Here is a 24,983-nt window from a genome sequence, read left to right on the forward strand (position 1 = left end):
CGCCAGTGAGTGTCATGCAGGGTGATCAAGAAAGCGGACGGTCGACGAGGCGGACAGTTCTGAGAGGGCTCGGCGCGGCCGGCATCGCCGGCCTGGCCGGCTGTGCCGGCGGCGGTGGCGGTGACGGCGGCTCCGGGGGCGACGAGAGCAGCGGCAGCGGCGACGGTGGCTCCGGCGACGGTGGGAGCGGCGACACCACGGGGACGGCGACGTCGAGCGGCACGACGTCGTTCTCGGTCGGCGTGACGACGTCGCTGTCGGGGCCCTTCGCGGTGTTCGGCGAGGCCGAACTCGCGGGCGCGGAGCTGGCAAAGGAGGACCTCGAATCCGAACTCGACGTCTCGATCGAGATCCTCGAAGGCGACACGGAGGTCAACCCGAGCACGGGGCTCGACCGGATGAAGCGGCTCGTCACGGAGGACGGCATCGACTTCGCGATGGGCGGCGTCTCGTCGTCGGTCGCGCTCAATATCGGCTCGTGGGCCTCCCAGAACGGCGTGGTCTACATGCCGACGGGCGCACACTCCGACGCCATCACCGGCGGGCAGTGTGCAGAGTACATGTTCCGGCCGACGTGCTCGAACTCGATGCTGGCGGAGGCGATCGGCTCGGAGATGGCCGAGGCGGCCGACTCGTGGTATCTACTCTACTCGGATTACACCTGGGGGCAGACGGCCCAGCAGGCGGTCACGGAACTGCTCGAAGGCCAGGGCAACACCGTCGTCGGCCGGAGCGCCGTCCCGTTCCCGCACGACGACTACTCGCCGTACGTCAACGAGGCGCGCGCAAGCGACGCCGACGGCATCGGCGTCCTCATCGCGGGGCTCGACATGCGCAAGGCGCTCAACTCCATCATCGACCGCGGCGTCGACGACCGCACGCTCGCCATGCACCAACACGAGGACATCGTCTACTGGGGGCTCCCCAAAGACACCGCGGGCGCGCTCGACCTCGCCGGCCAGGTGTGGGGCCCGGCCTCGCCGGGCGGCGACGAGTTCAAACAGCGCGTCGCGGACAACTACGACACGGATCCGTACGTCCGGCACTTCCTGGGCTACCTCTCGCTCGACCAGATGGTGCGTGCGGCCGTCCGCGCCGGCTCGTCGGACGCCGACGCGATGCGCGACGCGCTCGAAGGTCACGAGGTGACCTCCCCGGCGAAGGAGATCAAAGGCGGCGGCGAGATGTACTGGCGGGCGTGTGACCACCAGCTCGTCCAGCCCGCCTACAGCGTCGCGGCGCGTCCGGTCGAGGAGATGACCGACTCGCCGTACAAGCAGTGGTTCGACGTCGAGAACGAGTTCGCCGGCGACGACGTCGTCCGATCTTGCGACGCGACCGGCTGCCAGCTGTGAGCGTCGGTACCTCCCGCCTCGCGGCGACGCTCACGGACGCCTCGCCCGCGAGCCTCGCGGGCGGCGTCGCCGCGCTCGCGCTGTTGTCGCTGGCGGCGGTCACGCAGCCGGGGCTGTTCGTCGACAACGCCATCGGCGGGCTCGTCTACGGCATGCAGCTGGTGATGGTCGCGCTCGGGCTGGCGCTCATCCTCGGGTTGATGGGCGTCGTCAACTTCGCTCACGGCGCGTTGTTCATGCTCGGGGCGTACTTCTCGTACCAGGTCGTCGGGGCCTGGGGACTGCCCTTCTGGGTGGCGCTCGTGGTCGTCCCGCTCGCGGTCGGCGTCGTCGGCGTCGTCATGGAGATGACGGTGCTCCGCCCGCTGTACGGCCAACAGCCCGTCATCGGGCTACTCGCCACGTTCGGGCTGACGCTGATGGCCGAGGAGGCCACGCGCTCGGTGTGGGGGGCCGCGCCGCTGTCCTTTTCGGTGCCACCCGCCCTGGCGACGAGCACCGATCTCGGCGTGACGCAGGTGGGGACGTTCCGGCTGTTCGCCGTCGCCGTGAGCGCCCTGGCGGTGCTCGCGGTGTACCTGCTCATCACGCGCTCGGAGTTCGGGCTCACGGTCCGTGCTGGGGTGCAGGACGGCGAGATGACCGAGTTCCTCGGTGCGAACCTCCCGATCCGCTTCACTGCGATGTTCTTCCTCGGGGCGGCTATCGCCGGCCTCGGCGGCGTTCTGCGGGGTGCGGAGTTCGGCATGGGGCTCAGCATGGCCCAGCAGTTCGTCATCCTCGCGTTCGTCGTCGTCGTCGTCGGCGGGGTCGGCTCGCTGTTCGGGAGCGTCATCGCCGGCGTGCTCATCGCCGAGGCCCAGTTCCTCACCCCCACCGTGTTGAGCTCGCTGGCGATGGTGACGGGGGTCGAGGCGATCGCCGTCCCCGGCGTCCGGGGGATCGTCCCGTACGTCGTCATGATCGTCGTGTTGCTGGTGCGCCCGCGGGGGCTGTTCGGCGAGGAGGGCTTTCTCGAATGACCGCGAGCGACGCCGACGGGAGCGTCGACGCCGCACGCACCGTCGAACGGCCCGACGGCGGGACGGTCGAGAGCGACGAAGAGACGGAGGCCGTCGTGGAGACGCCGCTCGGCCCCCTCGTGGCCCGGCTGTGGCCCTACCGGGTACCGATCGGCCTGTTCGCGCTCGTCGTCTTCCTCAGACCGGTCGTCGCCCACCCGTGGTTCCTCGGCTTCGAGCAGATCGCCACGACGATGCTCGTCTGGATGCTGTTCGTCGCGGCGTGGAACCTCCTGTTCGGTTTCACAGGCTTGCTGTCGTTCGGCCACGCGATGTTCTTCGGCTTCGGGATGTACGGCGTCGCCATCGCGATGAGCCGGCTCGACCTGCCGTTTCTCGTCGGCGCGGTCGGCGGGGTCGTCCTCGCCGCCGTCGTCGGCACCCTGCTCGGCCGGCTCATCGTCGAGAAGGGCGAGATCTACTTCGCCATGCTGACGCTCGCCGTCGGGCAGGCGGTCTACTTCATGGTCAACCGCGACCCGTACGGGTTGACCGGCGGCTCGAACGGCCTCACGGGGACCACGCTCCCGCCGTGGATCGAGACGTTCCGAGGGGAGAAGACGCTCACCTTGCTCCCGGAGTTCGCGAACGACTTCTACTACCTGGTCGCGGCGGTGTTCCTCCTGTGCATGCTGGCACTGTGGCAACTCCTCCGATCGCCGTTCGGCCAGACGCTGATCGCCATCCGCGAGAACGAGCCGCTGGCGCGCGCCATGGGCGTCGACACCACCCGGTACAAGATCGCCGCGTTCACCGCGAGCAGCGCGCTCGCGGCCGTCGCGGGCGTCCTCCTCGAACTCAACGACGGAGCCGCCTCGCTGGCGACGTTCGACGTCCTCACCAGCGGCGACGCGGTGTTGATGGCGATCCTCGGCGGGGTCAACTACTTCTTCGGCCCGATCACGGGCGTGTTCGTCTGGTTCGGTGCCGAGGACTACCTCACCGACTTCACGCTCCTCCAGCTCCCCCTGGCCGAGTACCCGCTCGTGACGCTGGACGTCTCCGGTATCCTGCAGTTCTGGCGGTTCGGCCTGGGTGCCATCTTCGTGCTCGTCGTGCTGTTGTCGCCGAAGGACGGCGTCTACGGCCTCCTGCGGACCGGAATCACACGCGCGTACCACCGTGCACGGGGGGCCGACGAATGAGCGACGCGCGAGCGGGAGCGCCCCCCGAGGAGGGCGAACCGGCCATCGACGCCCGCGAGGCCGCGCTGGCGACCGAACAGTTGAGAAAGTCGTTCGGCGAGGTGACCGCCGTCGACGGCGTGTCGCTCCGCGTCCCGGCGGGGGAACTCCGGGCGATCATCGGCCCGAACGGGGCCGGCAAGACCACGCTGTTCAACGTCGTGACCGGCGCGCTCACCCCGTCGGGCGGCCAGGTGTGGCTCGACGGGACGGAGGTGACGGACGCGCCACAGCACGCGCGTCCCCACCGCGGGCTGGCCCGCTCGTTCCAGGCCAACGAACTATTCACCGACCGGACCGTACTGGAGAACGTCCGCGTGATCGCCCAGACGGCCGAACGCGGGGCGTTCAGTCTCGACCTGTTCCGCGACGCCCGGTCGGTCGCCCGCGAGCGGGCGCTCGGACTCATCGATCGCGTCGGCTTCGACGCCGACGTCGACACGCTCGCTCGGAACCTCTCGCACGGCGATCAGCGCCGCCTGGGGATCGCGATGGCGCTCGCGACCGACCCCGAGGTGTTGCTGTTGGACGAACCGACCTCGGGGATGAGCCCAGCCGCCACCGAGGAGACCGCCACGCTCGTCGAGGAGATCCAGGCGGCGATGGGGCTGACGGTGCTGCTCATCGAACACGACATGGACGTCGTGCTCTCGATCAGCGACCGGATCTCCGTGCTCGATCGCGGGTCGGTCATCACCACCGGCCCGCCCGACGCGGTCCGCGAGAACACCGACGTCCAGGACGCGTACCTCGGCGGGATGCGGGAGGCACTATGAGCGACGGCTCCGCGTCCGACGCCGCGCCCGTCCCCGAAGGGACGCCCGACCCGCCCGCCGACCCGTTGCTCTCGGTCGAGGGGCTCGAGGCGGGCTACGAGACCGGCCAGGTGCTGTTCGGCGTCGACCTCGCGGTCGGCGACGACGAACTCGTCTCGCTCCTGGGGCGCAACGGCGCGGGCAAGACGACCACCCTGCGGGCCGTCGCGGGTGCGGAGGTCCCGCGCGTGCTCGGCGGCGACATCCGCCTCGACGGGGAGTCGCTCCTCGGCCGACCCGCCTACGAGATCGCGGGCGAGGGCGTCGCGTTCGTCCCCGAGGACCGCCGGTGTTTCCCCCGGTTGAGCATCGCCGAGAACGTCCGCGTGGCGATCAACCACGCCCGCGATCCGCTCGGACTGGCGGAGGTGTTCGAGTTCTTCCCCGAACTGGCGGAGATGCGCGCGAAGGAGGCCCGCAACACCAGCGGCGGCGAACAGCAGATGCTCGCCATCGCTCGCGCGGTCGCCGCCAACCCCCGCGTGATGTTGCTCGACGAACCGTTCGAGGGGCTGGCTCCCTACATCGTCCGCCGGATCGAGGACATCATCGCCGAGATCAACGCCGCCGGGACGGCCGTCCTGATGGTCGAACAGAACGTCGCCGCCGCGATGGCCGTCGCCGATCGCCACTACGTCCTCGACGAGGGACGCATCGTCGCGCAGGTCTCCACCGAGCAGTTGCGGGCGGACGCCGACCTCCGGCGGGCGTATCTCGGCGTCTGATCGCCGTTTCGCTCCCGTCGGTCGGTGTACACGATCGCACAACGTCGTATTTTTTACTCCATCGACGAACGTACACGGGGAGAGATCGCGGAAGGAGGCGTGAACGTCCACGATCTCGATCGGGTGCTAGCGTTTCTCACAGAATAGCTAAGTGTAAACCTTCACAATCGTTAACTATGGACTCCGCCAGTCCGCGCCGTTCCGGCATCGGCAGTCCGACCGTCCCCGCACGCGGCGGGACCGGGTTCGACCCGTCGGCCACACCGGCAGGGACACTGGCGGAGACACCCACCCGTTCGCTCCACTCCTCGCGCTCGCTCGCGGGTACCGACGACGGGGACGCCGATGGCGTCCCGTGATCGCCCCGCTGTAGCGATGCCCGTTCGCACCCGCGTCCGCGACCCCGCGGTCCGCACCGACACGCAGCCACGCCACCCACACTCTCCCATGAGTACCACCAGAGACCACCCCGAGTACCGACTCCCGGACCCCAACTTCCACCGCGTCCAGTTGCTCGACGTGGACGGGGGGGTACGGCCCGACGTCGATCTCCCGGCGATCCCCGACGAGCGACTGCTCGCCATCTACGAGGACATGCGCCTCGCCCGCCGCTTCGACGAGCGCGCAGTCAGCCTCCAGCGCCAGGGACGCATCTCGACGTACGCACCGATCCGCGGTCACGAGGCCGCACAGGTCGCCAGCGCCCACGCTCTCGCTGACGACGACTGGTGTTACCCGACCTACCGTGACCACGCCGCCAAGTACGTCCGCGGGATGGACCTCGCAACGATGTTGAAAGCGATGGCCGGCCACGGCGACGGCTACCGTATCGACGAGGACGTCCGCGTCATGCCCGAGTTCATCCCGATCGCCACGCAGATCCCACAGGCCGTCGGGGCCGCGTGGGCCGCCCGACTCCGGGGGAGAGACGAAGTCACGTTGTGTTACTTCGGCGACGGCGCGACGAGCGAGGGCGACTTCCACGAGGGGCTGAACTTCGCGGGCGTCTTCGACACGCCCACCGTGTTCTTCTGCATCAACAACCAGTGGGCGATCTCCGTCCCCCGGGAGCGACAGACCGCCGCCGCGACCCTCGCGGGGAAGGCCCACGCCTACGGCTTCCAGGGGGTTCAGGTCGACGGCACCGACCCGCTCGCGGTGTACGAGGTGACGCGGCTGGCCGCCGAGAAGGCCCGCGACCCCGCCGCCGGCGAGCGACGCCCGACGCTCGTCGAGGCGGTCACCTACCGCCAGGGGGCCCACTCCACCGCGGACGACCCCTCGACGTACCGCGACGGCGTCCCCGAGAAGTGGCGCGACCGCGACCCGCTCGACCGCTACGAGACGTTCCTCCGCGACGCCGGCCTGCTCGACGACGAGCGTGTGGCCGCTATCGACGCCCGGGTGACCGAGGAGATCGACGACGCGGTCGACCGCGCCGAAGCGGCCCGGGACGACCCCGAGGCGATGTTCGAGCACGTCTACGCCGAGCCGACCGCAGAGCTGGAGCGCCAGCGCGCGGAGCTCCGGCGGCTCAGGGAGCGCTACGGCGACGCGGCGTTCACGGAGGGGTGGTGATGAGTGCGCCCGAATTCGACACCAGCCAGCGGACGGAGCCCGACCCGGGATCGGAGCCGGAGTCGACGGCCGACCTGACGCTCGTCGAGGCAGTCCGCGACGGGCTCCGGACCGAACTGGCCCGCGACGACCGCGTGCTCGTGCTCGGCGAGGACGTGGGTCGCGCCGGCGGGGTGTTCCGGGCCACGGAGGGGCTCCAGGAGGCGTTCGGCCGCGACCGCGTCGTCGACACGCCGCTCGCCGAGTCGGGCATCGTCGGTGCCGCCATCGGGCTGGCGACCCACGGGCTCCGCCCGGTCGCCGAGATCCAGTTCATGGGTTTCGTCTACCCCGCGTTCGACCAGTTGGTCTCCCACGCCGCCCGCCTGCGGTCGCGGTCCCGCGGGCGCTTTACCTGCTCGCTCGCCGTGCGGATGCCGTACGGCGCGGGTATCGCCGCCCCCGAACACCACTCGGAGTCCGCCGAGGCGCTGTTCGCCCACCAGCCCGGTCTCAAAGTCGTCGTCCCCTCGACCCCGGCGGACGCGAAGGGGCTGCTCGCCAGCGCGATCCGCGATCCCGATCCCGTCGTGGTTCTCGAACCGAAACGGCTCTACCGCGCCACCCGCGGCGCGGTCCCCACCGGTGCGCACACGGTCCCCATCGGCGAGGCGGAGCTTCGGAGGAAGGGGAGCGACGTGTCCGTGTTCACCTACGGTGCGATGACCCGCCCCGCCGCGGTCGCGGCCGAGGAGCTCGCCGCGGAGGGGATCGACTGTGAGGTGGTCGACCTCCGGACCGTCTCGCCGCTCGACCGCGAGCGTATCGTCGACTCGTTCGAGAAGACGGGCCGCGCCGTGGTGGTCCACGAGGGGCCGCGTTCTGGCGGGATCGGTGCCGAGGTCACCGCCACGCTCCAGGAGGCGGCGCTGTTCTCCCAAGAGGCTCCCGTCGCGCGCGTGACCGGCTACGACGTCCCGGTGCCGCTCCACCGGAACGAGGACTTCTACCTGCCGGCCGCGGTCCGCATCGTGGACGCCGTCCGCGAGACGGTCAGGTGTTGAACCGCCCAGGGCCGCCCGCCGTCCGGAGCCAGACCGTGCCTGTTCGGGGTCGACGCGCGTGAGACTCCCGTGAGACGCCGGCCGTGACCACGCGAGCGGCGTCGACCGCTCACGCCGGCGCGATTCCGCCCTCGTTCCTCGTGAGCAGGTACACCACGAACGACGAGAGCCAGTGTGCGCCCGCGTACTCGTCGGTGAACGCCCGCGCCAGGCCACGTCGCGCGTGCCGGACGGCGCTCCGTTCGAGCGTCGCGACGGTCCGAGGGTCGCGGCCGCGGAGCGCGGCGGCGACGCCCGCGAGACACCACGCCTTCGAGAGGTTCAGCCCGACCAGGTGGAGTTCGGCCCCGTCGTCCGTCCCCGGGGGAGCTTCGACCGGCGCCGAGACGGCGTCGGACGGGCCCGTCCGCACGTCGGGGAGGAAGCCGTCGAGCCACGTCTCGAACGCGTCGCCGTCGAGCACGCGGCGCATCAGGTCCGCCTCCACGAGCGCCGGTGACAGGAAGTCCCACCCCAGCGGCTCGTACTCGACGGGGTAGTCGCAGTCCGCCGCGAACAGCTCCCGCGAGGTGTCCGCCGCCGCGGCCGCGAGCGAGTCGTCCCCGATCACGCGCGCGTAGTCGAGGACACACCCCAGCGCGAACGCGGTGTTGTCGTGGGTCCCGACCCGTATCGGGCGCTCTCGGGCGAGGAGCGCGGACTCGACGAGCGTGACGATCCGCGCCTCCAGCGGTTCCAACACCCGACGCCAGTCGTCGGCAGGGCCGTCGTCCCACAGGTGCAGTTCGGCCGCCAGCCGCAGGAACCACGCCCAGCCGTACGGCCGCTCGAACGACTCGTTCTCCTCGAAGTACGCCACCTCGCGCGCGACGGTCTCGGGCGTGAGTCGACGCTCGACGCTTCGGGTGATCTCCGCCTCCGCCGGGTGTTCGTCGCACACGCGCAGGAGCCGGAACAGACTCCAGTGGCTGTGGACCGACGAGTGCCAGTCGAAGCTGCCGTAGAACACCGGGTGGCGCTCCGTCGGGCGCTCGACCGTCTCGGCGTCGATCGACCCCTGATAATGGGGAAACTCCGTCTCGACTCCCTCCAGCGGCCGCCGCGAGAGCCGTGCCGCCAGGTCGGTGTCGAGCCAGTCGCCCCGGCCCGAGAGCACCGTCCGCGACTCGACCGACTCGAACGCGTCCATCTCCAGTACTGCCTCTCCGCGGCCCCACTTATCGGTACGGCCCGTGCGGGAAACGAGTGCGGCCCGACTCAGAAGTCCGCCAGCGACGACTGGTTCCGCTTGAGCGACCGGGCGTCCCAGCCGCGCTGCGTGAGGTGTCTGGCGAACGCGTCAGTCGAGCCGTGGGTCGTGTACACCCGCTCGGGATCGATGGCCTCGACGACCGCGACGAGTTCGGCGAAGTCGGCGTGGTCGGAGAGGACGTACGCGTCGTCGTAGCCGCCCCGAAAGCGGAACGAGGAGTCGACCGCCCACCCCGAGAAGCCGAGCCTGCGCGCACCGGTCCGCTCGGCGAGCGCCTCGACCCAGTTCGCACGCGAGGCCTGGGACGGGACGACGAGTGCCGTCCCCGGCTCGAGTTCGACCTCGTCCGTGTACGGGTCGGCCGGAAACGTCACGTCGCGGTGGGCCTCGATCACGTCGTTCACGCGCCGGATCGCGCGGGTCGCGTGCACGTCGAGGCCGACCTCGGCGGCGAGCAGTTGGAGCGTCTGGGCCCGCCCGAGCGAGTAGCCGAACAGGAGCAGGGGCCCGTCGGCCGCGGCCTCCGCCAGCGCCGCGCGTACCGTCGCCTCCAGCTGCCCCTGCGGGGGAAACTCGTACCCCGGCTCCCCGTAGGTCGATTCGATCACCAGCACGTCGGCGGGTTCGGGGTCGAACCCCGAGCGATACGCCCGGTCACGGATCGAACAGTCCCCGGTGTAGCAGTACGTCGTCTCCCCGTCGTCGACGTACGTCGCGCGCGCCCCGGCGACGTGTCCCGCGGGCACCTGCCGGATCCGGTCGTCGGCCACGCGGGTCGGCACCTCCTCCTGGGTGTCCTCACGGCGGGCCGTCGCGAGCGCCAGCGTGAGCGCCGAACAGACCACTTCTTCGGGGGGATCGGCGTAGAAATGGTCGCCGTGGGCGTGGCTCACCACGTTGACGTCGCCCGCCGGCCGGTCGGCGTCGCAGACGACCCGGGTACCGTCCGCGAGCGTGATCTCGATCCCGTCGCGGAGCCGAACGCTCATCGGTTCGTCTCAGTGGGCGGGACGTATATCGCCTCCGTCGAGAGCGACGGTGGCGGCTCGCGGTCCGTCGTTCTCGATCCGCCGCGGGAGGATCGGTGATCCTCGCGTCTCTCTCGAGCTTCGGAGAGCAGGGCGGTGCGCCCAACTCTACAGAAGGCACTTACCCCACACGGCGGTTCCTGGACCTATGAACAGGCGGTCGGTCCTCGGGGCTCTCGCGAGCTGCACCCTCACCGGGGTCGTGGGCTGTCTCGGAGAGGTCGGGTTCGGTGCGGCAGAGTCAACACCGACCCCGGTCGTGAACCGCGAGGTGCCGCCCGGGGACGACGGCGGCGAAACGATCCCGCAGTTCCAGGGCGCTCCCGAACACACGGGGCGGGTCGATGCAACCGGGCCGACTGACTCCGTCACGACGTTCTGGCGACGGACTCCCTACCGGTACGACCACTCTCAGCCGGTCGTCGTCGGTGAGCGAGTGTACGTCTCGTTCACCGGCAACCTGATCCAGTTGGACCGTTCGACAGGCGAGCGTCGGTGGCTCACCGATGTCGGTCACGACGGTGCCTCGACGCCCGCGGTGTACGATGGGACAGTCTACGTCACGGTCTGGAACGGCGGGGCTGATGTCGACCGTGGGTTGGCAGCTCTCGATACTGAGAGTGGTGCGGTCGAGTGGCGCGGCGTGACAGACGCAGACGTAACTACCGCCCCGGCCGTGACTGTCGACGGTGTGTTCGTCGGCGGTGGGCACGAGACGACAACTGTCGCAGCGTTCGCTCACGATGGTACCGAGCGCTGGCGTCACGACCTCGGCGAATACGCTTCGACACCGGCGGTGGCCGACAGCACTGCCATCTACGGGGCGGGAACTGCTCGCGTCGTCGCCTACGACGCCGTCTCGGGCGAACGGCAGTGGCAGTTCGACACCGATGGCGACGTGACAGCGGCGCCTACCGTCGCGGACGGCCGCGTCGTGGTCGGAACGCGGGCCGGTGCGCTGTACGCCCTCGATGTCGAGGATGGTTCCGAAGACTGGACGGTCGATCTTCCCGGTCCAGTTCGTCAGTCGGTCGCCGTGGCTGACGACCGAATCGTCGCCCCGACAGAGAGGGGGCTGGTGACGGTCGATACCGGGGGCTCTGTACAGTGGACTGCCGACGCGGTTTCGGGAGCCACTGCACCGGTGATCGCCGGAGATGGCGTATACGTCGGCGACGAGCGGACGGTACGGTCGCTGTCGCTGACCGATGGAACGGAGTGGTGGTCGTTCGAGACCCGAGAACGCACCTACACTGACGTCGTGCTCGGAGGTATTCGGGCCGCGCCGACCGTCACGGATGGCATCGTCATCGTCGCCACCCAGGCCGGTGACGTGTACGCGTTAGGCGAGGCGTGAGACCCGACGAATCGCGAGATCCAGGCGGCAGAAGCCGATCCCGTGCTGACGACGACTTCTGTATACCGCATCCCCTCTCACGATCCGGCCATCGTCCCGACAGAGCCGTCAGTACGCGGCTCAGCCGATCGATCGGCCCCGCCCCGACGCTCCGACCCCGGACTCACTCGTATCCTACTGCCCTTCGTACAGCGACTCGATCCGAGCGCTGGTGTCGGCCGCCGTCGGATCGAGGTCCTCGCGCACGCCCAGGAACCGCGGGAACCGAAGCGCGAAGCCGGAGTCGTACTCGGTCGAGCGCTGGATCTCCTCGTACTCGACTTCGAGGACGACCGCGGGTTCTACCTCGACCTGCCGGCCCGCCTCGCCCGTGACGTGGTGCTCCAAGCGCTCGGTCAGCGCCGCCAGTTCCTCGTCGGTGTACCCCGTCGACAGCCGCCCCACCTCCCTGAACTCTCCGGTCTCGGGGTCGCGACAGCCGAGAAAGAGCCGTCCGAGCTGTTCGGCCCGGCGGCCCTCCGACCACTGCGCACGCGTCACCACGAGGTCGAGTGGTTCCATCACCGGCTTGAGCTTCACCATCTGCCCGACCCGAACGCCCGGCTGGTACGGTGCCGTCCCGTTCTTCAGCATGACTCCCTCGTGGCCGGCCGCGAGCACCTCGCGGTAGAACGACTCCGTCCGAGCGACCGGCTCGTCGGTCTCGTCCAGCCACGTGTTCCGGACGCGCTCGATCCGCCCCGCCGACGGCGTGAACGACGCCTCCAGCCGGGCGACTCGCTCGCGGAGCGGGCTGTCGAGCAACGAGTCGCCGTCGACGTGGAGCGCGTCGAACAGGTACAGCGTGGCGGGGATCTCGGCGGCCAGCCGCTCGACCTCGTACTCGCGCTTGATGCGCCGCGAGAACTCCTGGAACGGGACCAACTCGTCCGTCTCGCCGTCGAACCCGACAGCCTCCCCGTCCAGCACGGCTGTCGTCGCGGTGACCGCCTCGCGCACCGCGGCCTCGACCTCGGGGAACCCCGCGGTAACGTCTCCGAGCCGACGGGTGTACAGCGTCACGTCGTCGCCGTCGACGTGGACCTGCAGCCGCATCCCGTCGAGCTTCGTCTCGACGAGCACCGCCGGGTGCGAGGCGACCGCGTCGATGCCGGCCGCCGCCGACTCGGCTTTCTCGGCCTTCATCGACTGGATCGGCCGGCCCACCTCGATGTCGAGCGCCGCGAGCCCGGCCAGTCCCTCGTCGCGTGCGGTCGTCGCCACGAGCGGGTAGTCGTTCGTCACCTGAAAGCCGCGCTCGACCGCCGCGGTGAGCTCCGCGGGCGGTTCGGTCCGGCGCTCGGGAGGGAGTTCCCACAGCGGTGTCCCGTCGGCTAAGAACGCGGCGGCGATGGCGTCACGGACCAGCCCGTCGCCGATCCCGAGCCGGAGGTGACCGACGGCGAGCCGGACGAGGTACCGGGCCTCCGCAGGGTCGGCGTCCGAGACGAGCCCGGCCAGTTCGTCGATCCGTCGGGTCTGCGAGCCCGCCCCCTGGAAGTCGGGGAACGCACGGAGCGTCGACAACAGCCGGTCGACGGTGAGCGGCTCGGAGAACAGGCGCTGTTGTGTCCGGTGGTCGACCGCCCACGCGGCGGCGTCGCCGAGGTCGCCCGTCTCGCCCCAGCGCTCCTCGATCGCCGCCTCATCGACGCCGGTCGCCTTCGCCACCGCCGCGCGCGCCGACCGCGAGGAGACCCCGAGGTCGGCGGGGTCCCACGAGGGGAACAGCTGTCCCTGGACGACCACGACCAGGTCGGCGAGTCGGCCGTCGGCACCGGCGAACCGCTCCGCTAAGACGGCCGTCTTGTCGAGCGTCGAGGCGGTCGCGTCGAGCGCGTCGAACGTCGCGACCAGCGTGGCGAACTCCATCGGACGCGTGTTGGGCACGGGTGGGGAAGAACCCCGCTCTCGACCGGGGGTCGACGTCGGTCGTGTCCGGCCGACCGGACACCGCGTCTCGCGTCGCTCGGTGGCCGGGACGGAGACGGCGACGACGTTCCCGCGCGGGTCGTTCGGTTCGAACCCCAGCGTGCCGTCCGAGCGCCTGACGATCCAGTTGACCATCCACAGGCCCAGTCCCGTGCCGCGGTAGAGCGGTTCGATCGATCGTTCGCCCGTCAGGGTTGCGACCTCCATCTCGGGGATCGGCGGGCCGTCGTCGGCGACGCGGCTCCGGACCCGTTCGTCGCGGGTCTCGACGCGCAGGTCGACGAGCGGCGCGTCCCGCGCGTTGTGGACGATGGCGTTCTCCACCAGTTCGCCGACCGACTGTCCGAACCCCTCGACTACCCTGATCGGGACGTTCTCGGGGACCGTCCGATCCACCCGAGCGTCGGGGTAGCGATCGGCGTCGTCGTCGGCGATCCGTCGCGTGAGCGCGGCGACGTCGAGGGTGACGGGGCCGGCACACTCGGTGAGGACGTCGACGGTTTCCTGCTGTTTGTCGATCGTCGACAGCAGGCGGTTCGACGCCCGGACGATCCGGTCGGCGTTCGCCCGGTGTTCCTCGTCGACCCCCTCGTGGAGGACCTCGGCCCAGCCCCGGATGACGTTCACCTCGTTCCGGAGGTTGTGCCGGACGAGGTGGTTGAGCGCGGTGAGCTGGAGTTCGCGCTCCTTGCGCTCGGTCACCTCCCGCGTGACCCCGAGTAGCCCGACGACGTCGTCCGTCCCGTCGTGGAGGGGGATCTTCGTGGTCAGGAACCACCGTCCCGACGACGCGAAGTACTCCTCCTCGTCGACGGCCGGGTCGCCTATGCCGATCACCCGCAGGTCGTCGACGTACGAGCCGAGCCCCTCCTCGAACGGGACGACGCCGTCGATGTCGCGCTTGCCGCGGAACCGGTTCCCGAAGGGGTGGAGGCGCTCCTCGACGGGACCCTTGGTGACGAGTGCGATCCGACCGTCGCGGTCCTTGACGAAGACGTGGAGCGGGAGCCTGTCGAACAGCTGGTCGAGGACGCTCGCTTTCCAGGCGTCCGCCGACCAGCCGGCCGGGGGGAGTCGCCCGGAGATCGCCCCCCACCGTTGCTCCCGACGGCCGCGTCGACCGCCTCGGTCAGTCCATCGACCGGCGTCGTGCCGTCGGTCACGACGCGGGCCGCGAACCCGTCGGCGACGGCCCCGGCAGGGATCCGGCCGTCCGTGGCTTCGACGCACAACATGACCGGCACGTCGGGTCGGCGCTCGGTCACGCGGGCGAGGACGTCCGTCCCGGTCCCGTCGACGAGATCGTACCGACAGACGACGCAGTCGATCCAGGCGTCGGTGTCGAGGGGGGCGGTCAGGTCGTCGACCGATTCCGCGATGGTGACCTCGTGGCCCGGACGAACGTCGAGTTCGCGGACGACCGCGTCCGATTCCCCGGGCGGGACGACGGCGAGTAGCCGAACGGGAGAGGAGACGCGGGAACCCATCTCCCCGCGAATATGGGGTGTTCTGATATATCAGTTCTGCCCGGCCCGTCCGGTCCGAACGCGGCTCAGTCGTCGTCGGCCGCCACCTGTGTCACTCGGCCGAGCATCGGGGTCCCGTCAGCACGCGGACCGAGGCGGGGGCCGACCGTCGACGCGTCGGGGTTGACCCGGTGTCGCCGCCGGTAGTCGGTCGAGCGTTCGACCAGTGGGCGGCCGATCGCCGACGCCATGTCGACGTAGTCGGCGACCGAGCGGAACTCGCCGTACTCGCCCCCGGCGCGTTTCGTGATCTCCTCGGAGAGGATCGTTCCCATGAGGTCGTTCGCGCCGCAGTTGAGCAGTTTGAGCGCCTTCGCGTTGCCGTACTTCACCCACGACGACTGGACGTTGTCGACGTTGTCGAGGAACAGCCGCGAGACGGCGATCATCAGTTCGTCCTCCGCGTCGCTCGCCCCGCCGTCGACGACGCCCCGCCTGTACAGCGGCGTGTTCTGGTGGACGAACGATAGCGGGACGAACTCGGTGATTCCCCCCACTCGATCCTGCAGGTCGCGGACGACGTCGAGATGCATGACGCGGTGCATCTCGTTCTCGACGTGGCCGTACATGATCGTCGCTGTCACGTCCAGCCCCGCGGCCACCGCGCCCTCGATCGCGGTGACCCACCCGTCGGAGTCGATCTTCCCGGGACAGATGACGTCGCGCACCTCGTCGACGAGGATCTCCGCCGCGGTTCCCGGTGCCGAATCGAGACCCGCCTCGCGGAGTCTGCGGTACACCGACTCGTACGACCAGTCGGTTCCGCGGCGGGCGTGGTACGCCTCCTCGGGCGTCATCGAGTGGAGGTGGATGCCGCCGACGCTCATCGCCCGCATCTGGTCGAGGTAGGTGCCGGGGTCGACTTCGTACGCCGCGGGCGGCTTGTAGTTCACCGTCTTCGCCGGGGCGTCGTGGGACGCGAGGATCTCGTGGTGTTCGTCGTCGAGGGCGAAGGCGGGGTGGAGGCCCGACACCGAACACACTTCCGAGATGCCGCGGTCGAGTGTCTCCCTGACGATCCGCCGGGACTCCGCGGGCGGTTTGGTGAAGCCGGCGTGCTCCTCGCCGCCGCGCTCGAACCGGTGGGCGGTATCCTTGAAGTTGCAGAACAGACAGCCCGTGTTGCAGGCGGTGGTGACGTTGTTGTTGAGGTTGGCGACGAATGTCACGTCCTCGCCGACGACGTCGGCGCGGCGGCGGTCGGCCGCTTCCAAGACGAGTTCCTTCCGTTCGAGGTCGATCCCGTCGGCGTCGGTGCCCGTGGTGAGGAGTTCGACGCCGTCGTCGACGGTGAGACGGTCGCCCGCGCGGGCCTTCACGAGGGCGTTCTCGAACGACTGGTCCGTGTCCGGGACGTGCTCGAACGTCACGTCAGTCGGGACCGGACGTGAAGACATGCTCTGGGGGAGAGGCTACTGCGTAAAAAATGGGACGGTCGGCGAAACCCCTGACGGCACGCGGGTCGCGCCCCGCCGGCGACGTGGACAGCGTCCCGTCCCCGGCTCACGCGACGGCGACCAACCGTCTCACGGCCGGTCGTCGACGAGGTCGACCAGTCGGGGCAGCGCCCGCGTGACGTCCGCGCGGAGGTCGACCGCTGCGCGGTCTGTGTACGGCGTCTCGTCGAAGTTGACGACGACGAGCCGCTCGCCCAGCCCGGCGAGCGACGCCGCGGGCTCGACCTGCAGCGAGGTACCCACCGCGAGGACGGTCTCCGAGCCCATCGCGAGCTCTTCGGCCCGCGCGAGCGTGTCGGGGTCGAGCTGTTCGCCGAAGAGCACGACGTCGGGCTTGTAGACGCCGCCGCAGTCACACCGCGGCGGGCGGTCGCCGTCGCGGACGCGGTCGAAGATCGGCTCTGCGGGGCGCGTCCCCCCGCACGACTGACACGCGACGCGGGCGGCGTTCCCGTGGAGCTCCGCCAGCGTCTCCTGACCCGCCGCGCGGTGGAGGCCGTCGGTGTTCTGGGTGACGACGCCGTCGATGACGCCGCGTTCCTCCAGGGCGACGAGCGCATGGTGGGCGGCGTTCGGCTCGTACTCGCCCCCGAACATCGCCTCCTGGAGGCGGAGCCGGTCGGCCCAAAAACCCGCGGGATCGCGCAGGAACCGCGAGTGGTGGAAGTCGTTCGGGTCGAACTCGGTCCGCCAGATGCCACCCTCGCCGCGGAAACTCGGTACGCCCGAGGCGGTCGAGACGCCCGCACCCGTGAGCACCATCGCCCCGTGTCCCTCGACGAGCGCGTCGGCGACGGTCCGCAGTGCCGTCTCAGTCTCGGCGTCTCCGCCGTCGGGCTCGCTCCCTGTGCCGTCCATGACTCGTCGGAGCCGCTCGCTCGATAAAAGTCGTCCGTCGTCGCCGGTCCCCCGACCGTGGGGCCGCTGTCCCTCGCTCCACGGTCACGGACCCGGTGTGTTCGCCTACGCGTCGACCGAGTAGACCAGCAGGTGGCCCGGACGCGAGGGGTACTTGTACCGTGCCACGTCGCCGCCGCCACCGGCGGCGACCGCGAGGTACTGCTTCTCGGTGCCGGGGTCGTACCAGCTCGTCGGCGCGGCACACACCGGCGCGTCGGGCTCCCGTTCCCGGCGCAGGAGATCGCCCGTCTCGGCGTCGATGAACCGGATCTCGCTGGTCGGGAGGCCGACGACGAGAACGTTCCCGCCGGTGACGAGCGAGCCGGACATGATGATCTCCGGCGTCTCGTGGGTCCAGTCGCGGGCCCCGGTCTCGGGGTCGTACGCCACAACTTCGCCGCCTTCGTTCGTGGGAAGTACGTCGTTCTTCAGCCCGCCGCCGACGAAGCCGTCGAGGTAGCCGTAACTCCCCTGCGCCCGCTCTTCGTAGTCGGGATGGGCCGCGACGAGGTCGTTCTTGGTGAAGTTCCCTAGCGCGTAGAACCGGTCGGTCTTCGGGCTCCAACTCGGCGGCGACCACTCGCTCCCCCCCCACAGAGAGGGCCCCTGGTCTTCGACGGCCTCCTCGTTGGAGAAGCCGGGCCGTTCGAACTCGTTGTCCGTGTGGTAGCCGTACGGCTCGCTCCGTTCCGTGACCTTCCCGCTCTCCGCGTCGAACATGTACACCCAGCCGTGTTTGCCCTGCTGGAACACCCGGGTCCGACCGTCGCTCGGGGTCGCGACCAGCGGCGGGCTCGCGATGTCGCGGTCCCACCAGTCGTGCGGAAGGATCTGGTAGAACCACTTCAGCTCGCCGGTGTGTGCATCGGTCGCGACCGTCGAACACGTCATCACGTTCGGCCCGGGCCGGACGTTCGCGTTGAAGTCCGGCCCGGGGTTCCCCGTCGACCAGTAAACTGTCTCCGTCTCCGGATCGATGACCGGGGTCATCCACGCCGTGCCGGCACCGTACCGCCAGCTCTCCTCGGGCCACTTGTCCTTGAGGATGAACGTCTCGCTGTACTCGATCTCGCCGGTCTCGGCGTCGACAGCGGTGTACTCGCCCTGGACGCCCCGCTCCCCACCCGAGTGACCGAGGATGAGCATCCCGTCGTAGACGATCGGCTTCTGGGTCTGGAAGTAGCCGTCCGTCGGATCGTGGAGGCGGGTCGACCAGCGCTCCTCGCCCGTGTAGCGGTCGAGCGCGTAGATCGTCGTGTCAGTCGCGTTGAGATACACCGTGTCGCCGTACACCGCGACGCCCCGACTGTACGGCCGGGCCATGCTGACGTCCGTGTGGTGTCTGAACCGCGGCTGGAACACCCAGTACACCTCACCCGTGCGGGCGTTGAGTGCCGCCATCTTGTCGTAACCGCCGACCGTGTACAGGATCGGCGGGTCGCCCGGGACGATCGTGGGCGAGTCCTCGTAGCCGCCGCCCGTGTCGATGTGGTAGATGTACTCCAGTTCGAGGTCCGCGACGCTCTCCGTGTCGAGCGCGTCACACGGGGTGTAGCCGTGGCCTCTGTACCCGCCCCGGTAGTGGAGCCACGACTCCTCGTTCTCGCCGTCTTCGAGCAGCATCTCGTCGGTGACTTCCACCCGCGGGATCTCGTCCGTCGCGTACGTCTCGTGTGCCGGGCCGTAGTCGACCTGCCCCGAATCGGTGACGTCTGGTGCTGGCATGTAACAGATCGTTAACGATTGTCCCGGAACTAATTTTTTTGGACACATCTAGCGAATACTGTTATTAAATCTATACCATATCACTGTCACTTATAGACAAAAATCGCTCCAGGTGCGAGAAAATGGCAGCAAGACAGATAGAGAACGAGAACACTTCGTACCATATTAGGGTTATTTCTCGCATCATATCCCCCGTCACAAGTTTTATTTTAGTTGTCACTGTCATAGAATAGCATGGTTGAAGACCTCGACCGAACGGTCGAACAGGAGACGAGGGAGGAACTGGCCGCCGCCGGCGAGGAGGTGGCGGCAGCGGTCGGCTCCGACGTCGACGCGTCGGCGCTTTCGGACGACGCGGCGGCGGTGGCGGAGGCGTTGGGTGGACTCACGGAGCTGACCGGTGACGACCTGACACCGGAGCTGGAGGCGAGGTACAAGGAGTTGGCGAACGCGGGGGACGCCGTCGTCTCCCGTCTCGTCTCGGCGGGCTTCTTCGAGGCCGTCGACGAGACGCTCCCGCCGTTCGACGACGACTTCCTCGATGCCTGTCTCACTCACGGCCTCGGGAGCGCCGAAGCAACGGACGCGTCGGTGTTCGAGACGGCGAACGTGGACGCTGCCCTCCCGGAACTGGTGAGCGAAGCCCTCGAACACACCGCGGAGATCGGCGTGAACGTCCGCTGGGAGCCCGACAGGCCCGACAAGGTCTCCCCGATGACGACGCGTGGGGCGACCGAAGGTGTGGTCGACTGGCTCGACGACCTCGGGAGGCATCTCTGGATGTCGGAGGTGCTCCTCTCGGACGCGATGCTCGCCGACGCGTCGACCCACACGCGGGGACTGGGGAGCGCACTCCTCCTGCTCGCCCGGGGTGCGGCCGGGCTGGACGACGGCGGTTCCTCGCCCGAGGACGCCGTCGCCGAGGTCGTCGCCGGGATCGCCCTCCACACGTACCACCAGCGGCGGGTCCCCGAGGACCTGTCGTGGATCACCGACGAGATGCGAGCACCCGGCGCGTGGGCCGCCGACTGACCGGCGTCCCAGGCACCGCCCACGCGGTCGACGACACGCGACGGACGGAACTGAACCCTTTTTCCCGTCGGCCGACCCGCACACGGGTATGACCAGCGTCAAGGAGATCCGCGTCGACCGCGAACCCGACGTGGACGGCCTGGGCCGCGGGGAGTTCTACTTCACCGACGACTACTCGGTCTTCGACTGGGGGACGATGCCGGACCGGATCCCCGAGAAGGGAGCCGCCCTCTGTACGATGGGGGCGGCCAACTTCGAACTCCTCGACGTGAACCACGTCCCGACGCACTACCGCGGGGTGTACGAGGAGGCGGACGCGAGGGGAGAACCGAAGGAACTCGGCGAGTGCGAGACGCCCCCGCGGACGATGGCGATCGACCTCGCGCGGGTGCCCGACCTGCCTGCCGACGGCGACGGCTACGACTACGAGGCGTTTCACGCCGCGGCTGGCGACGGCTACGTCGTCCCGCTGGAGATCGTCTTCCGCAACACGGTCCCCGAGGGGTCGTCGCTCAGGCGGCGACGCTCGCCTGAGACGTTCGACCTCCCGTACGACGAGTGGCCCGACGAGACGGTCGACCTCCCCACCCCGATCGTCGAGTTCTCCACGAAGTTCGAAGAGCAGGACCGCTACCTCTCCGAGGGGGAGGCCGACGCCATCGCGGGGCGCGCCAGCCTCGACCGGCTGGAGGAGCTGGCGCTCGGGGTGAACACGGTCGTGACGATGCGGGCCGAGCGCGCCGGCTTCACCCACGAGGACGGCAAGATCGAGGTGGTGTACGACGACGGGACGCTGAAAGTCGCCGACGTCGTCGGTACGTTCGACGAGAACCGCTTTTCGTATCGGGGTCAGGAGCTCTCGAAGGAGGTCGTCAGGCAGTACTACCGGCGGACGAACCCTGCGTGGGTCGACGCGGTGAGTACGGCGAAGCGGGCGGCCCGCGAGCAGGGGGTCGCCGACTGGCGGACGCGCTGTACGGAGTCGCCCGACCCGCTCCCGGCCGAGGTCGTCGAGACCGTCTCGAACGTCTACACCGCGGGGACGAACGCCTACACCGGCTTCGACTGGTTCGATGCGCCGCAGCTCGAGGCGGTCGTGGATAGCGTCGCCGATCTCTGATCCGGCCTTGACCCTGGCCGCCCGGAGGCCGACCGACGCGCCTGGCCGCAGGGCGTGCCCACCCCGGCATCAGTCGTTGAGTTGTGCCTTCTCGAACCGGCTCGCCGGCAGTCGGAGTTCGTCGAGCCCCGGCAGGTGCTTGACGTTGTAGACGACTTTCAGTTCGTCCGTCGTCGGGATCCCGATACACGACAGTTCGATCCCGTTGTCGCGCATCTCCGACGAGAGGATGTGTCCGGCCGGCATCTCCACCTCGCCCTCCGTGACGGCGACCGCGCAGTTGGCGCACGCCCCGCCGCGGCAGGCGTACGGCCACGCGAAGCCGCAGTTCTCTGCGGCCTGCAGGATCGACTCGCGGCCCTGGACGAGAAAGCGGCCGCGGTCGGCGGGGTCGAGATCCGCGTCGGCCGCCTTCTCGAACAGGTCCTCGTCGTCGAGCGACCAGCCGTGGTCGGCGAGGACGTCGTAGTTCAGGTACTCGACCGTCACGCCCTCCGACCCCTCCTCGACCGGCTCGTCCCCGCCGGCGTCGTCGTCCTGGCCGTCGTCCGCGTCGACGCCGTCGTCGGGGGGGTCCGTGTCCTCCGCGTCGACCGCGGTCTCGAGTTCGGCGTCGCCGCGACCCGCCTTGATCTCCTCGTACGCCTGCTTGACGAGCTGGAACTCCCGCGCCGAGCCGCCCTGGTCCGGGTGGGTCTCGATTACGCGGCGGCGATACGCCCGGCTCAGTTCCCGTTCGTCCGCGTCCGGGTCGACCTGTAGAATATCGAACGGAGACGCCACGACTACCCCTAGCGAAATCAGAGATATAACGCTTCTCCCAGCGGGGGCCGCTGCCCCCGAACCGCCCCCGCGGTTCGGGTCGGCCAGCCCCGTCGAACACCCGCGCCGGCGGAAGCCTGAACACACAAGTACCCCCCGTCCCAACCCCCGCACATGGTCACGCTCGTGGATTTCCTCGCCCGGTTGATCGGGAGCGTCTTCGAACTCGTCGTCATCTTCATCACGCAGGTGGCGCTGTCCGATCCGCTCTCGTTCGTCTCGTTCGCCGTCGGCGGCGCGCTGACGACGTTCTCCATCGTCGCGCTAGGGTATCTCGCGTTCGGCGCGCTCGTCGACGCCGTCGCCGGGGGCTCGGGGGACACCAGCGGTGGCGACGGCGCTATCGGTCGTGCGCCGCCGCCGCGAGAGTAATCGCCTCGTCGAGGTCGGGACCGATCGGCGAGCCGACGACGATGCTGTCGGCGTGCTCGCGCACGCCGGCCATCCGTTCGGCCACGTCGTCGACCGTCCCCGCCATACAGAACGCGTCGATCATCGCCGGCGTGACGCGCTCGAACGCCGCCGAGAACTCGCCAGCACGTATCTTCTCGCCGATCTCCTCCGCCCGCTCGTGGTCGAGTCCGTGTCTGTCGAGCACCGGCGGTGCCGCGCCCGCCGCGATGAACGCCACCGGCGGCCGGGCGGCCTCCCGCGCCGCCTCGCGCTCGTCGGCCACCGAGACGCTGGCGTACGCCGCGAGGTCGAACGCGCCGTCCTCGACGGGACGCTCTTTCTTCCCTTCCTCGACGCGGTCACGCGCCCACGCGAGGTCGTCGGGGTGGGAGCCGTTGAACAGCAGGCCGTCGGCGTGTTTGCCCGCCATCCGGCACATGTGCGGCCCCTCGCCGCCGACGTACACCGGGACCTCGCCGGGCACGTCGAAGTTCAGCCCCGCGTCCTCGCACTGAAACGCCCCGTCGTGCGTGACGCGCTCGCCGTCCCAGAGCCGCCGCGCCACGCGGAACGCCTCCAGCACGGAGCGGAGGCCGCGCTCGTCGGCGAGGCCAAGGTTGGCGAGCGTGGAGGGGTCGCCCGGGCCGATGCCGAAGACGGCCCGGCCGCCGGACTCCTCGGCGACCGTTCCCACCTGCGAGGCGAGCGTCACCGGGTGGCGCTCGTAGGGGTTCACCACGCCCGGTCCCAGGCGGACGCGCTCGGTCTCGATCGCGAGCCGTGCCAGCACCGCGAACGGATCGCGGTTGTTGTAGTGTGAGGTGACGAACACCGTGTCGTAACCCGCGCGCTCGGCGCGGACACCGAGGTCGACGACCTCGTCGACGGGGTGTTCGGGGGTGAGTTCGATTCCGAACATCAGACGACCCTCCCGTCGGGTCGCGCGCCGACGTCGGCGGTCGCTCGCGGGGTGTGCTGTCGCATATTCTCACTCGGGACGCGTCGGGTTTCAACGGTCGAGGTACCGGCAAGGGTGCCCGCTCTCGAAACCTATCCTCGGAACCGCCACTCGCGGATCGCCTGCCGCACGAGGTCGTCGTCGATCTCCCGAAAGAGTTCGTCGCTCCCCTGGTGGTCGCCGAACGCGAAGTCACGGACGACGACGACGGGCGTCCCCCCTGCGCCCTCGCCCGCGACGAGGTTCGACGCGGCGGCGAGTTCGTCGACGACGCTCTCGACCGTCGCCGTGAGTTCGCGCCCGTCGCGGTCGCGTTCGCCGCGCCAGTCGCGGGAGGCCGGCGTACCGGCCCAGCCGATGGCGACGCCGCGCTGGCCGTGACGGAACGGCCGGCCGCAGGTGTCGGTGACGACGACCCGGTCGGCCACGAGCCCCTCCCGGAGCCGTTCGGCCGACTCGTCCGGGCGCTTCGGGAGCAACAGCAGGTCACCGCCCGCGACGTTCGAGCGGTCGATCCCCGCGTTGACGTTGACGTGGCCGAAGCGCGTCTCCGTCAGGAGGAACGGCGCCTCGATCAGCAGTTCGGTCGACTCCTCCAGGACGGCCTGTGCGAACCGGGGGTCCTTCGTCTCGCCCGTGATCGACGCCAGTTCGGTGGCGATCTCCCGCGCGCGGGGCCCCGCGGGGAAGTCGTCGAGCGCTTTCACCCTGTTTTCGGCCTTCGAGACCACCGTCGAGGCGACGCAGACGACGTCGTCGGGGCGGAGGTCGACCCGTTCCGTGATCAGGGCGGCGAGGTCGTCGCCCGGTTCGATCTCCGGCAGGTCCGGGACGGCGAACAGTTCCATACGCCCCCGTTCGCGGCAGGGATAAAAAGAGGCGCGTGAACGGGCCGCGAAGCCAAAGCGTCCCTCGGTTTCCGTTCGCGCGGACGCGACCGGCGGTCACTCCGCGTGCAGTTCCACGTCGATCGCGTCGCCGTCGACCCGGACCGAGAGCATCGTCGTCCGCGTTGCCGGCCGCGCGCCCGTCGCGCTCCCGGGGTTGAGCAGTCGGCGGCCCGCGACCACCGTGTCGGTCGGCGTGTGCGTGTGACCCGCGACGCCGACGACGATCCCCTCGGTCTCGCCGCCGATCGCCTCCCCGACGAGCGTCGCGACGCGCTCCGGCCACGACTCGTGCGGGCCCGTCCCGTGGACGACGACGAACGTCACGTCCTCGATCTCGACCGTCGCGGTCGTCGGCAGGTCGACGGTCGAGGGGTCGATGTTCCCCGCCACGGCGGTCAGTTCGGTCGCGAGGCCGCGGACGGTTTCGAGCGTCTCGGGGGCGTCGAAGTCGCCCGCGTGGATCGTGTGGTCGGCGGCGCGGACGCGCGCGCTCACCCACTCGGGAATCGCCGGTTCGCGCCCCGGGACGTGCGTGTCGCTGACGACGGCGAGTTCGGTCGGCATGGCTGAGCCGTCGGCCGCGAGCGGCAAAGCCGTTTCCCGAGGTGCGACCTGTCGGTGCCGGGCGAGCGGCGCTCTGTCGCCCGCCCGTCGACCCGATTCCCCGGTCACGACGCGGTGGTCTCCGGAGGTCGTTCCCCATCGAACGTGACGGAGGATCGTCTAGTTTTATATATTAGTAGTGTTTCGGCCAGTTCACGCATCATGGACGATAATGACAATAACAGTGT

At 69.7% G+C, this 24,983-nt stretch carries 22 protein-coding genes; 12 read left to right on the forward strand and 10 right to left on the reverse strand.

The window, feature by feature from the left end:
- Window positions 1–14: 14 nt before the first annotated feature.
- The 8 genes from NKJ07_RS18990 to NKJ07_RS19025 all read left to right on the forward strand — a co-directional run bounded on the left by NKJ07_RS18990 (window position 15) and on the right by NKJ07_RS19025 (window position 7,761).
- Window positions 15–1,355: an ABC transporter substrate-binding protein gene (locus NKJ07_RS18990; protein ID WP_318568350.1), complete on the forward strand. Its 1,341-nt coding sequence runs from the start codon at window positions 15–17 to the stop codon at window positions 1,353–1,355.
- Window positions 1,352–2,377, forward strand: a complete 1,026-nt coding sequence (locus NKJ07_RS18995) for a branched-chain amino acid ABC transporter permease (protein ID WP_318568351.1) — start codon at window positions 1,352–1,354, stop codon at window positions 2,375–2,377. Before NKJ07_RS18990 ends, NKJ07_RS18995 begins: the two co-directional genes overlap by 4 nt.
- Window positions 2,374–3,561, forward strand: a complete 1,188-nt coding sequence (locus NKJ07_RS19000) for a branched-chain amino acid ABC transporter permease (RefSeq protein ID WP_318568352.1) — start codon at window positions 2,374–2,376, stop codon at window positions 3,559–3,561. The genes NKJ07_RS18995 and NKJ07_RS19000 overlap by 4 nt, the downstream gene beginning before the upstream one ends.
- Window positions 3,558–4,376: an ABC transporter ATP-binding protein gene (locus NKJ07_RS19005; protein ID WP_318568353.1), complete on the forward strand. Its 819-nt coding sequence runs from the start codon at window positions 3,558–3,560 to the stop codon at window positions 4,374–4,376. The genes NKJ07_RS19000 and NKJ07_RS19005 overlap by 4 nt, the downstream gene beginning before the upstream one ends.
- Entirely contained in the window at window positions 4,373–5,140 is a 768-nt protein-coding gene (locus tag NKJ07_RS19010; RefSeq protein ID WP_318568354.1) for an ABC transporter ATP-binding protein, read from the forward strand. Before NKJ07_RS19005 ends, NKJ07_RS19010 begins: the two co-directional genes overlap by 4 nt.
- A gap of 176 nt (window positions 5,141–5,316) precedes the next feature.
- Complete coding sequence (locus tag NKJ07_RS19015) at window positions 5,317–5,499, forward strand: hypothetical protein (protein ID WP_318568355.1); 183 nt, start codon at window positions 5,317–5,319, stop codon at window positions 5,497–5,499.
- Between the two features lie 88 nt (window positions 5,500–5,587).
- Window positions 5,588–6,718: a pyruvate dehydrogenase (acetyl-transferring) E1 component subunit alpha gene (pdhA, locus tag NKJ07_RS19020; RefSeq protein WP_318568356.1), complete on the forward strand. Its 1,131-nt coding sequence runs from the start codon at window positions 5,588–5,590 to the stop codon at window positions 6,716–6,718.
- The gene (locus NKJ07_RS19025; RefSeq protein ID WP_318568357.1) at window positions 6,718–7,761 is read left to right on the forward strand and encodes an alpha-ketoacid dehydrogenase subunit beta; all 1,044 of its coding nucleotides are present in this window, start codon (window positions 6,718–6,720) and stop codon (window positions 7,759–7,761) included. Before pdhA ends, NKJ07_RS19025 begins: the two co-directional genes overlap by 1 nt.
- 109 nt (window positions 7,762–7,870) lie before the next feature.
- Here NKJ07_RS19025 and NKJ07_RS19030 read toward each other — a convergent pair whose 3' ends face one another.
- Window positions 7,871–8,950 (reverse strand): DUF2891 domain-containing protein, encoded by a 1,080-nt coding sequence (locus NKJ07_RS19030; protein WP_318568358.1) that lies wholly within the window; start codon window positions 8,948–8,950, stop codon window positions 7,871–7,873.
- A 68-nt stretch (window positions 8,951–9,018) separates the two neighbouring features.
- Complete coding sequence (locus tag NKJ07_RS19035; RefSeq protein WP_318568359.1) at window positions 9,019–10,002, reverse strand: MBL fold metallo-hydrolase RNA specificity domain-containing protein; 984 nt, start codon at window positions 10,000–10,002, stop codon at window positions 9,019–9,021.
- A 49-nt stretch (window positions 10,003–10,051) separates the two neighbouring features.
- Between NKJ07_RS19035 and NKJ07_RS19040 the strand changes: the two genes are divergently transcribed.
- Complete coding sequence (locus NKJ07_RS19040; protein ID WP_318568360.1) at window positions 10,052–11,398, forward strand: outer membrane protein assembly factor BamB family protein; 1,347 nt, start codon at window positions 10,052–10,054, stop codon at window positions 11,396–11,398.
- Window positions 11,399–11,572: 174 nt separating this feature from the next.
- On the opposite strand, the gene NKJ07_RS19045 is transcribed toward NKJ07_RS19040, so the two are convergent.
- The 4 genes from NKJ07_RS19045 to NKJ07_RS19060 all read right to left on the reverse strand — a co-directional run bounded on the left by NKJ07_RS19045 (window position 11,573) and on the right by NKJ07_RS19060 (window position 18,977).
- Window positions 11,573–14,599 (reverse strand): ATP-dependent DNA ligase, encoded by a 3,027-nt coding sequence (locus NKJ07_RS19045; protein WP_318568361.1) that lies wholly within the window; start codon window positions 14,597–14,599, stop codon window positions 11,573–11,575.
- Between the two features lie 322 nt (window positions 14,600–14,921).
- Window positions 14,922–16,292, reverse strand: a complete 1,371-nt coding sequence (gene cofH, locus NKJ07_RS19050; RefSeq protein ID WP_318568362.1) for a 7,8-didemethyl-8-hydroxy-5-deazariboflavin synthase subunit CofH — start codon at window positions 16,290–16,292, stop codon at window positions 14,922–14,924.
- Between the two features lie 129 nt (window positions 16,293–16,421).
- Window positions 16,422–17,210, reverse strand: a complete 789-nt coding sequence (locus tag NKJ07_RS19055) for a Sir2 family NAD-dependent protein deacetylase (RefSeq protein ID WP_318568363.1) — start codon at window positions 17,208–17,210, stop codon at window positions 16,422–16,424.
- A gap of 105 nt (window positions 17,211–17,315) precedes the next feature.
- The gene (locus tag NKJ07_RS19060) at window positions 17,316–18,977 is read right to left on the reverse strand and encodes an outer membrane protein assembly factor BamB family protein (protein WP_318568364.1); all 1,662 of its coding nucleotides are present in this window, start codon (window positions 18,975–18,977) and stop codon (window positions 17,316–17,318) included.
- A gap of 234 nt (window positions 18,978–19,211) precedes the next feature.
- Between NKJ07_RS19060 and NKJ07_RS19065 the strand changes: the two genes are divergently transcribed.
- Both NKJ07_RS19065 and NKJ07_RS19070 read left to right on the forward strand, forming a co-directional pair.
- A complete protein-coding gene (locus NKJ07_RS19065) occupies window positions 19,212–20,009 on the forward strand; it encodes a hypothetical protein (RefSeq protein ID WP_318568365.1) in 798 nt (265 codons plus the stop codon).
- 88 nt (window positions 20,010–20,097) lie between these two features.
- Window positions 20,098–21,129, forward strand: a complete 1,032-nt coding sequence (locus NKJ07_RS19070; protein WP_318568366.1) for a phosphoribosylaminoimidazolesuccinocarboxamide synthase — start codon at window positions 20,098–20,100, stop codon at window positions 21,127–21,129.
- 69 nt (window positions 21,130–21,198) lie between these two features.
- Here NKJ07_RS19070 and fer read toward each other — a convergent pair whose 3' ends face one another.
- A complete protein-coding gene (gene fer, locus NKJ07_RS19075; protein WP_318568367.1) occupies window positions 21,199–21,912 on the reverse strand; it encodes a ferredoxin Fer in 714 nt (237 codons plus the stop codon).
- Between the two features lie 153 nt (window positions 21,913–22,065).
- On the opposite strand from fer, the gene NKJ07_RS19080 reads away from it, so the two are divergent.
- A complete protein-coding gene (locus tag NKJ07_RS19080) occupies window positions 22,066–22,323 on the forward strand; it encodes a DUF8024 family protein (protein ID WP_318568368.1) in 258 nt (85 codons plus the stop codon).
- Here the strand turns inward: NKJ07_RS19080 and NKJ07_RS19085 are convergent.
- From NKJ07_RS19085 to NKJ07_RS19095, 3 genes are all read right to left on the reverse strand, one after another.
- The gene (locus tag NKJ07_RS19085) at window positions 22,292–23,263 is read right to left on the reverse strand and encodes a 5,10-methylenetetrahydromethanopterin reductase (protein ID WP_318568369.1); all 972 of its coding nucleotides are present in this window, start codon (window positions 23,261–23,263) and stop codon (window positions 22,292–22,294) included. The two genes, NKJ07_RS19080 and NKJ07_RS19085, sit on opposite strands and share 32 nt — an antisense overlap.
- Window positions 23,264–23,394: 131 nt before the next feature.
- The gene (locus NKJ07_RS19090; protein ID WP_318568370.1) at window positions 23,395–24,150 is read right to left on the reverse strand and encodes a coenzyme F420-0:L-glutamate ligase; all 756 of its coding nucleotides are present in this window, start codon (window positions 24,148–24,150) and stop codon (window positions 23,395–23,397) included.
- A gap of 96 nt (window positions 24,151–24,246) precedes the next feature.
- Window positions 24,247–24,756 (reverse strand): metallophosphoesterase family protein, encoded by a 510-nt coding sequence (locus tag NKJ07_RS19095; protein WP_318568371.1) that lies wholly within the window; start codon window positions 24,754–24,756, stop codon window positions 24,247–24,249.
- Window positions 24,757–24,983: the final 227 nt, after the last annotated feature.

The sequence above is a fragment of the Salinigranum marinum genome, assembly GCF_024228675.1.
Lineage (GTDB): Archaea > Halobacteriota > Halobacteria > Halobacteriales > Haloferacaceae > Salinigranum > Salinigranum marinum.

Coding starts and splice junctions, on each gene's coding strand:
- NKJ07_RS18990 (WP_318568350.1), top strand. CDS start 15: ATGCAGGGTGATCAAGAAAGCGGACGGTCGACGAGGCGGACAGTTCTG.
- NKJ07_RS19000 (WP_318568352.1), top strand. CDS start 2,374: ATGACCGCGAGCGACGCCGACGGGAGCGTCGACGCCGCACGCACCGTC.
- NKJ07_RS19005 (WP_318568353.1), top strand. CDS start 3,558: ATGAGCGACGCGCGAGCGGGAGCGCCCCCCGAGGAGGGCGAACCGGCC.
- NKJ07_RS19010 (WP_318568354.1), top strand. CDS start 4,373: ATGAGCGACGGCTCCGCGTCCGACGCCGCGCCCGTCCCCGAAGGGACG.
- NKJ07_RS19015 (WP_318568355.1), top strand. CDS start 5,317: ATGGACTCCGCCAGTCCGCGCCGTTCCGGCATCGGCAGTCCGACCGTC.
- pdhA (WP_318568356.1), top strand. CDS start 5,588: ATGAGTACCACCAGAGACCACCCCGAGTACCGACTCCCGGACCCCAAC.
- NKJ07_RS19025 (WP_318568357.1), top strand. CDS start 6,718: ATGAGTGCGCCCGAATTCGACACCAGCCAGCGGACGGAGCCCGACCCG.
- NKJ07_RS19030 (WP_318568358.1), bottom strand. CDS start 8,950: ATGGACGCGTTCGAGTCGGTCGAGTCGCGGACGGTGCTCTCGGGCCGG.
- NKJ07_RS19035 (WP_318568359.1), bottom strand. CDS start 10,002: ATGAGCGTTCGGCTCCGCGACGGGATCGAGATCACGCTCGCGGACGGT.
- cofH (WP_318568362.1), bottom strand. CDS start 16,292: ATGTCTTCACGTCCGGTCCCGACTGACGTGACGTTCGAGCACGTCCCG.
- NKJ07_RS19055 (WP_318568363.1), bottom strand. CDS start 17,210: ATGGACGGCACAGGGAGCGAGCCCGACGGCGGAGACGCCGAGACTGAG.
- NKJ07_RS19060 (WP_318568364.1), bottom strand. CDS start 18,977: ATGCCAGCACCAGACGTCACCGATTCGGGGCAGGTCGACTACGGCCCG.
- NKJ07_RS19065 (WP_318568365.1), top strand. CDS start 19,212: ATGGTTGAAGACCTCGACCGAACGGTCGAACAGGAGACGAGGGAGGAA.
- NKJ07_RS19070 (WP_318568366.1), top strand. CDS start 20,098: ATGACCAGCGTCAAGGAGATCCGCGTCGACCGCGAACCCGACGTGGAC.
- NKJ07_RS19080 (WP_318568368.1), top strand. CDS start 22,066: ATGGTCACGCTCGTGGATTTCCTCGCCCGGTTGATCGGGAGCGTCTTC.
- NKJ07_RS19085 (WP_318568369.1), bottom strand. CDS start 23,263: ATGTTCGGAATCGAACTCACCCCCGAACACCCCGTCGACGAGGTCGTC.
- NKJ07_RS19090 (WP_318568370.1), bottom strand. CDS start 24,150: ATGGAACTGTTCGCCGTCCCGGACCTGCCGGAGATCGAACCGGGCGAC.
- NKJ07_RS19095 (WP_318568371.1), bottom strand. CDS start 24,756: ATGCCGACCGAACTCGCCGTCGTCAGCGACACGCACGTCCCGGGGCGC.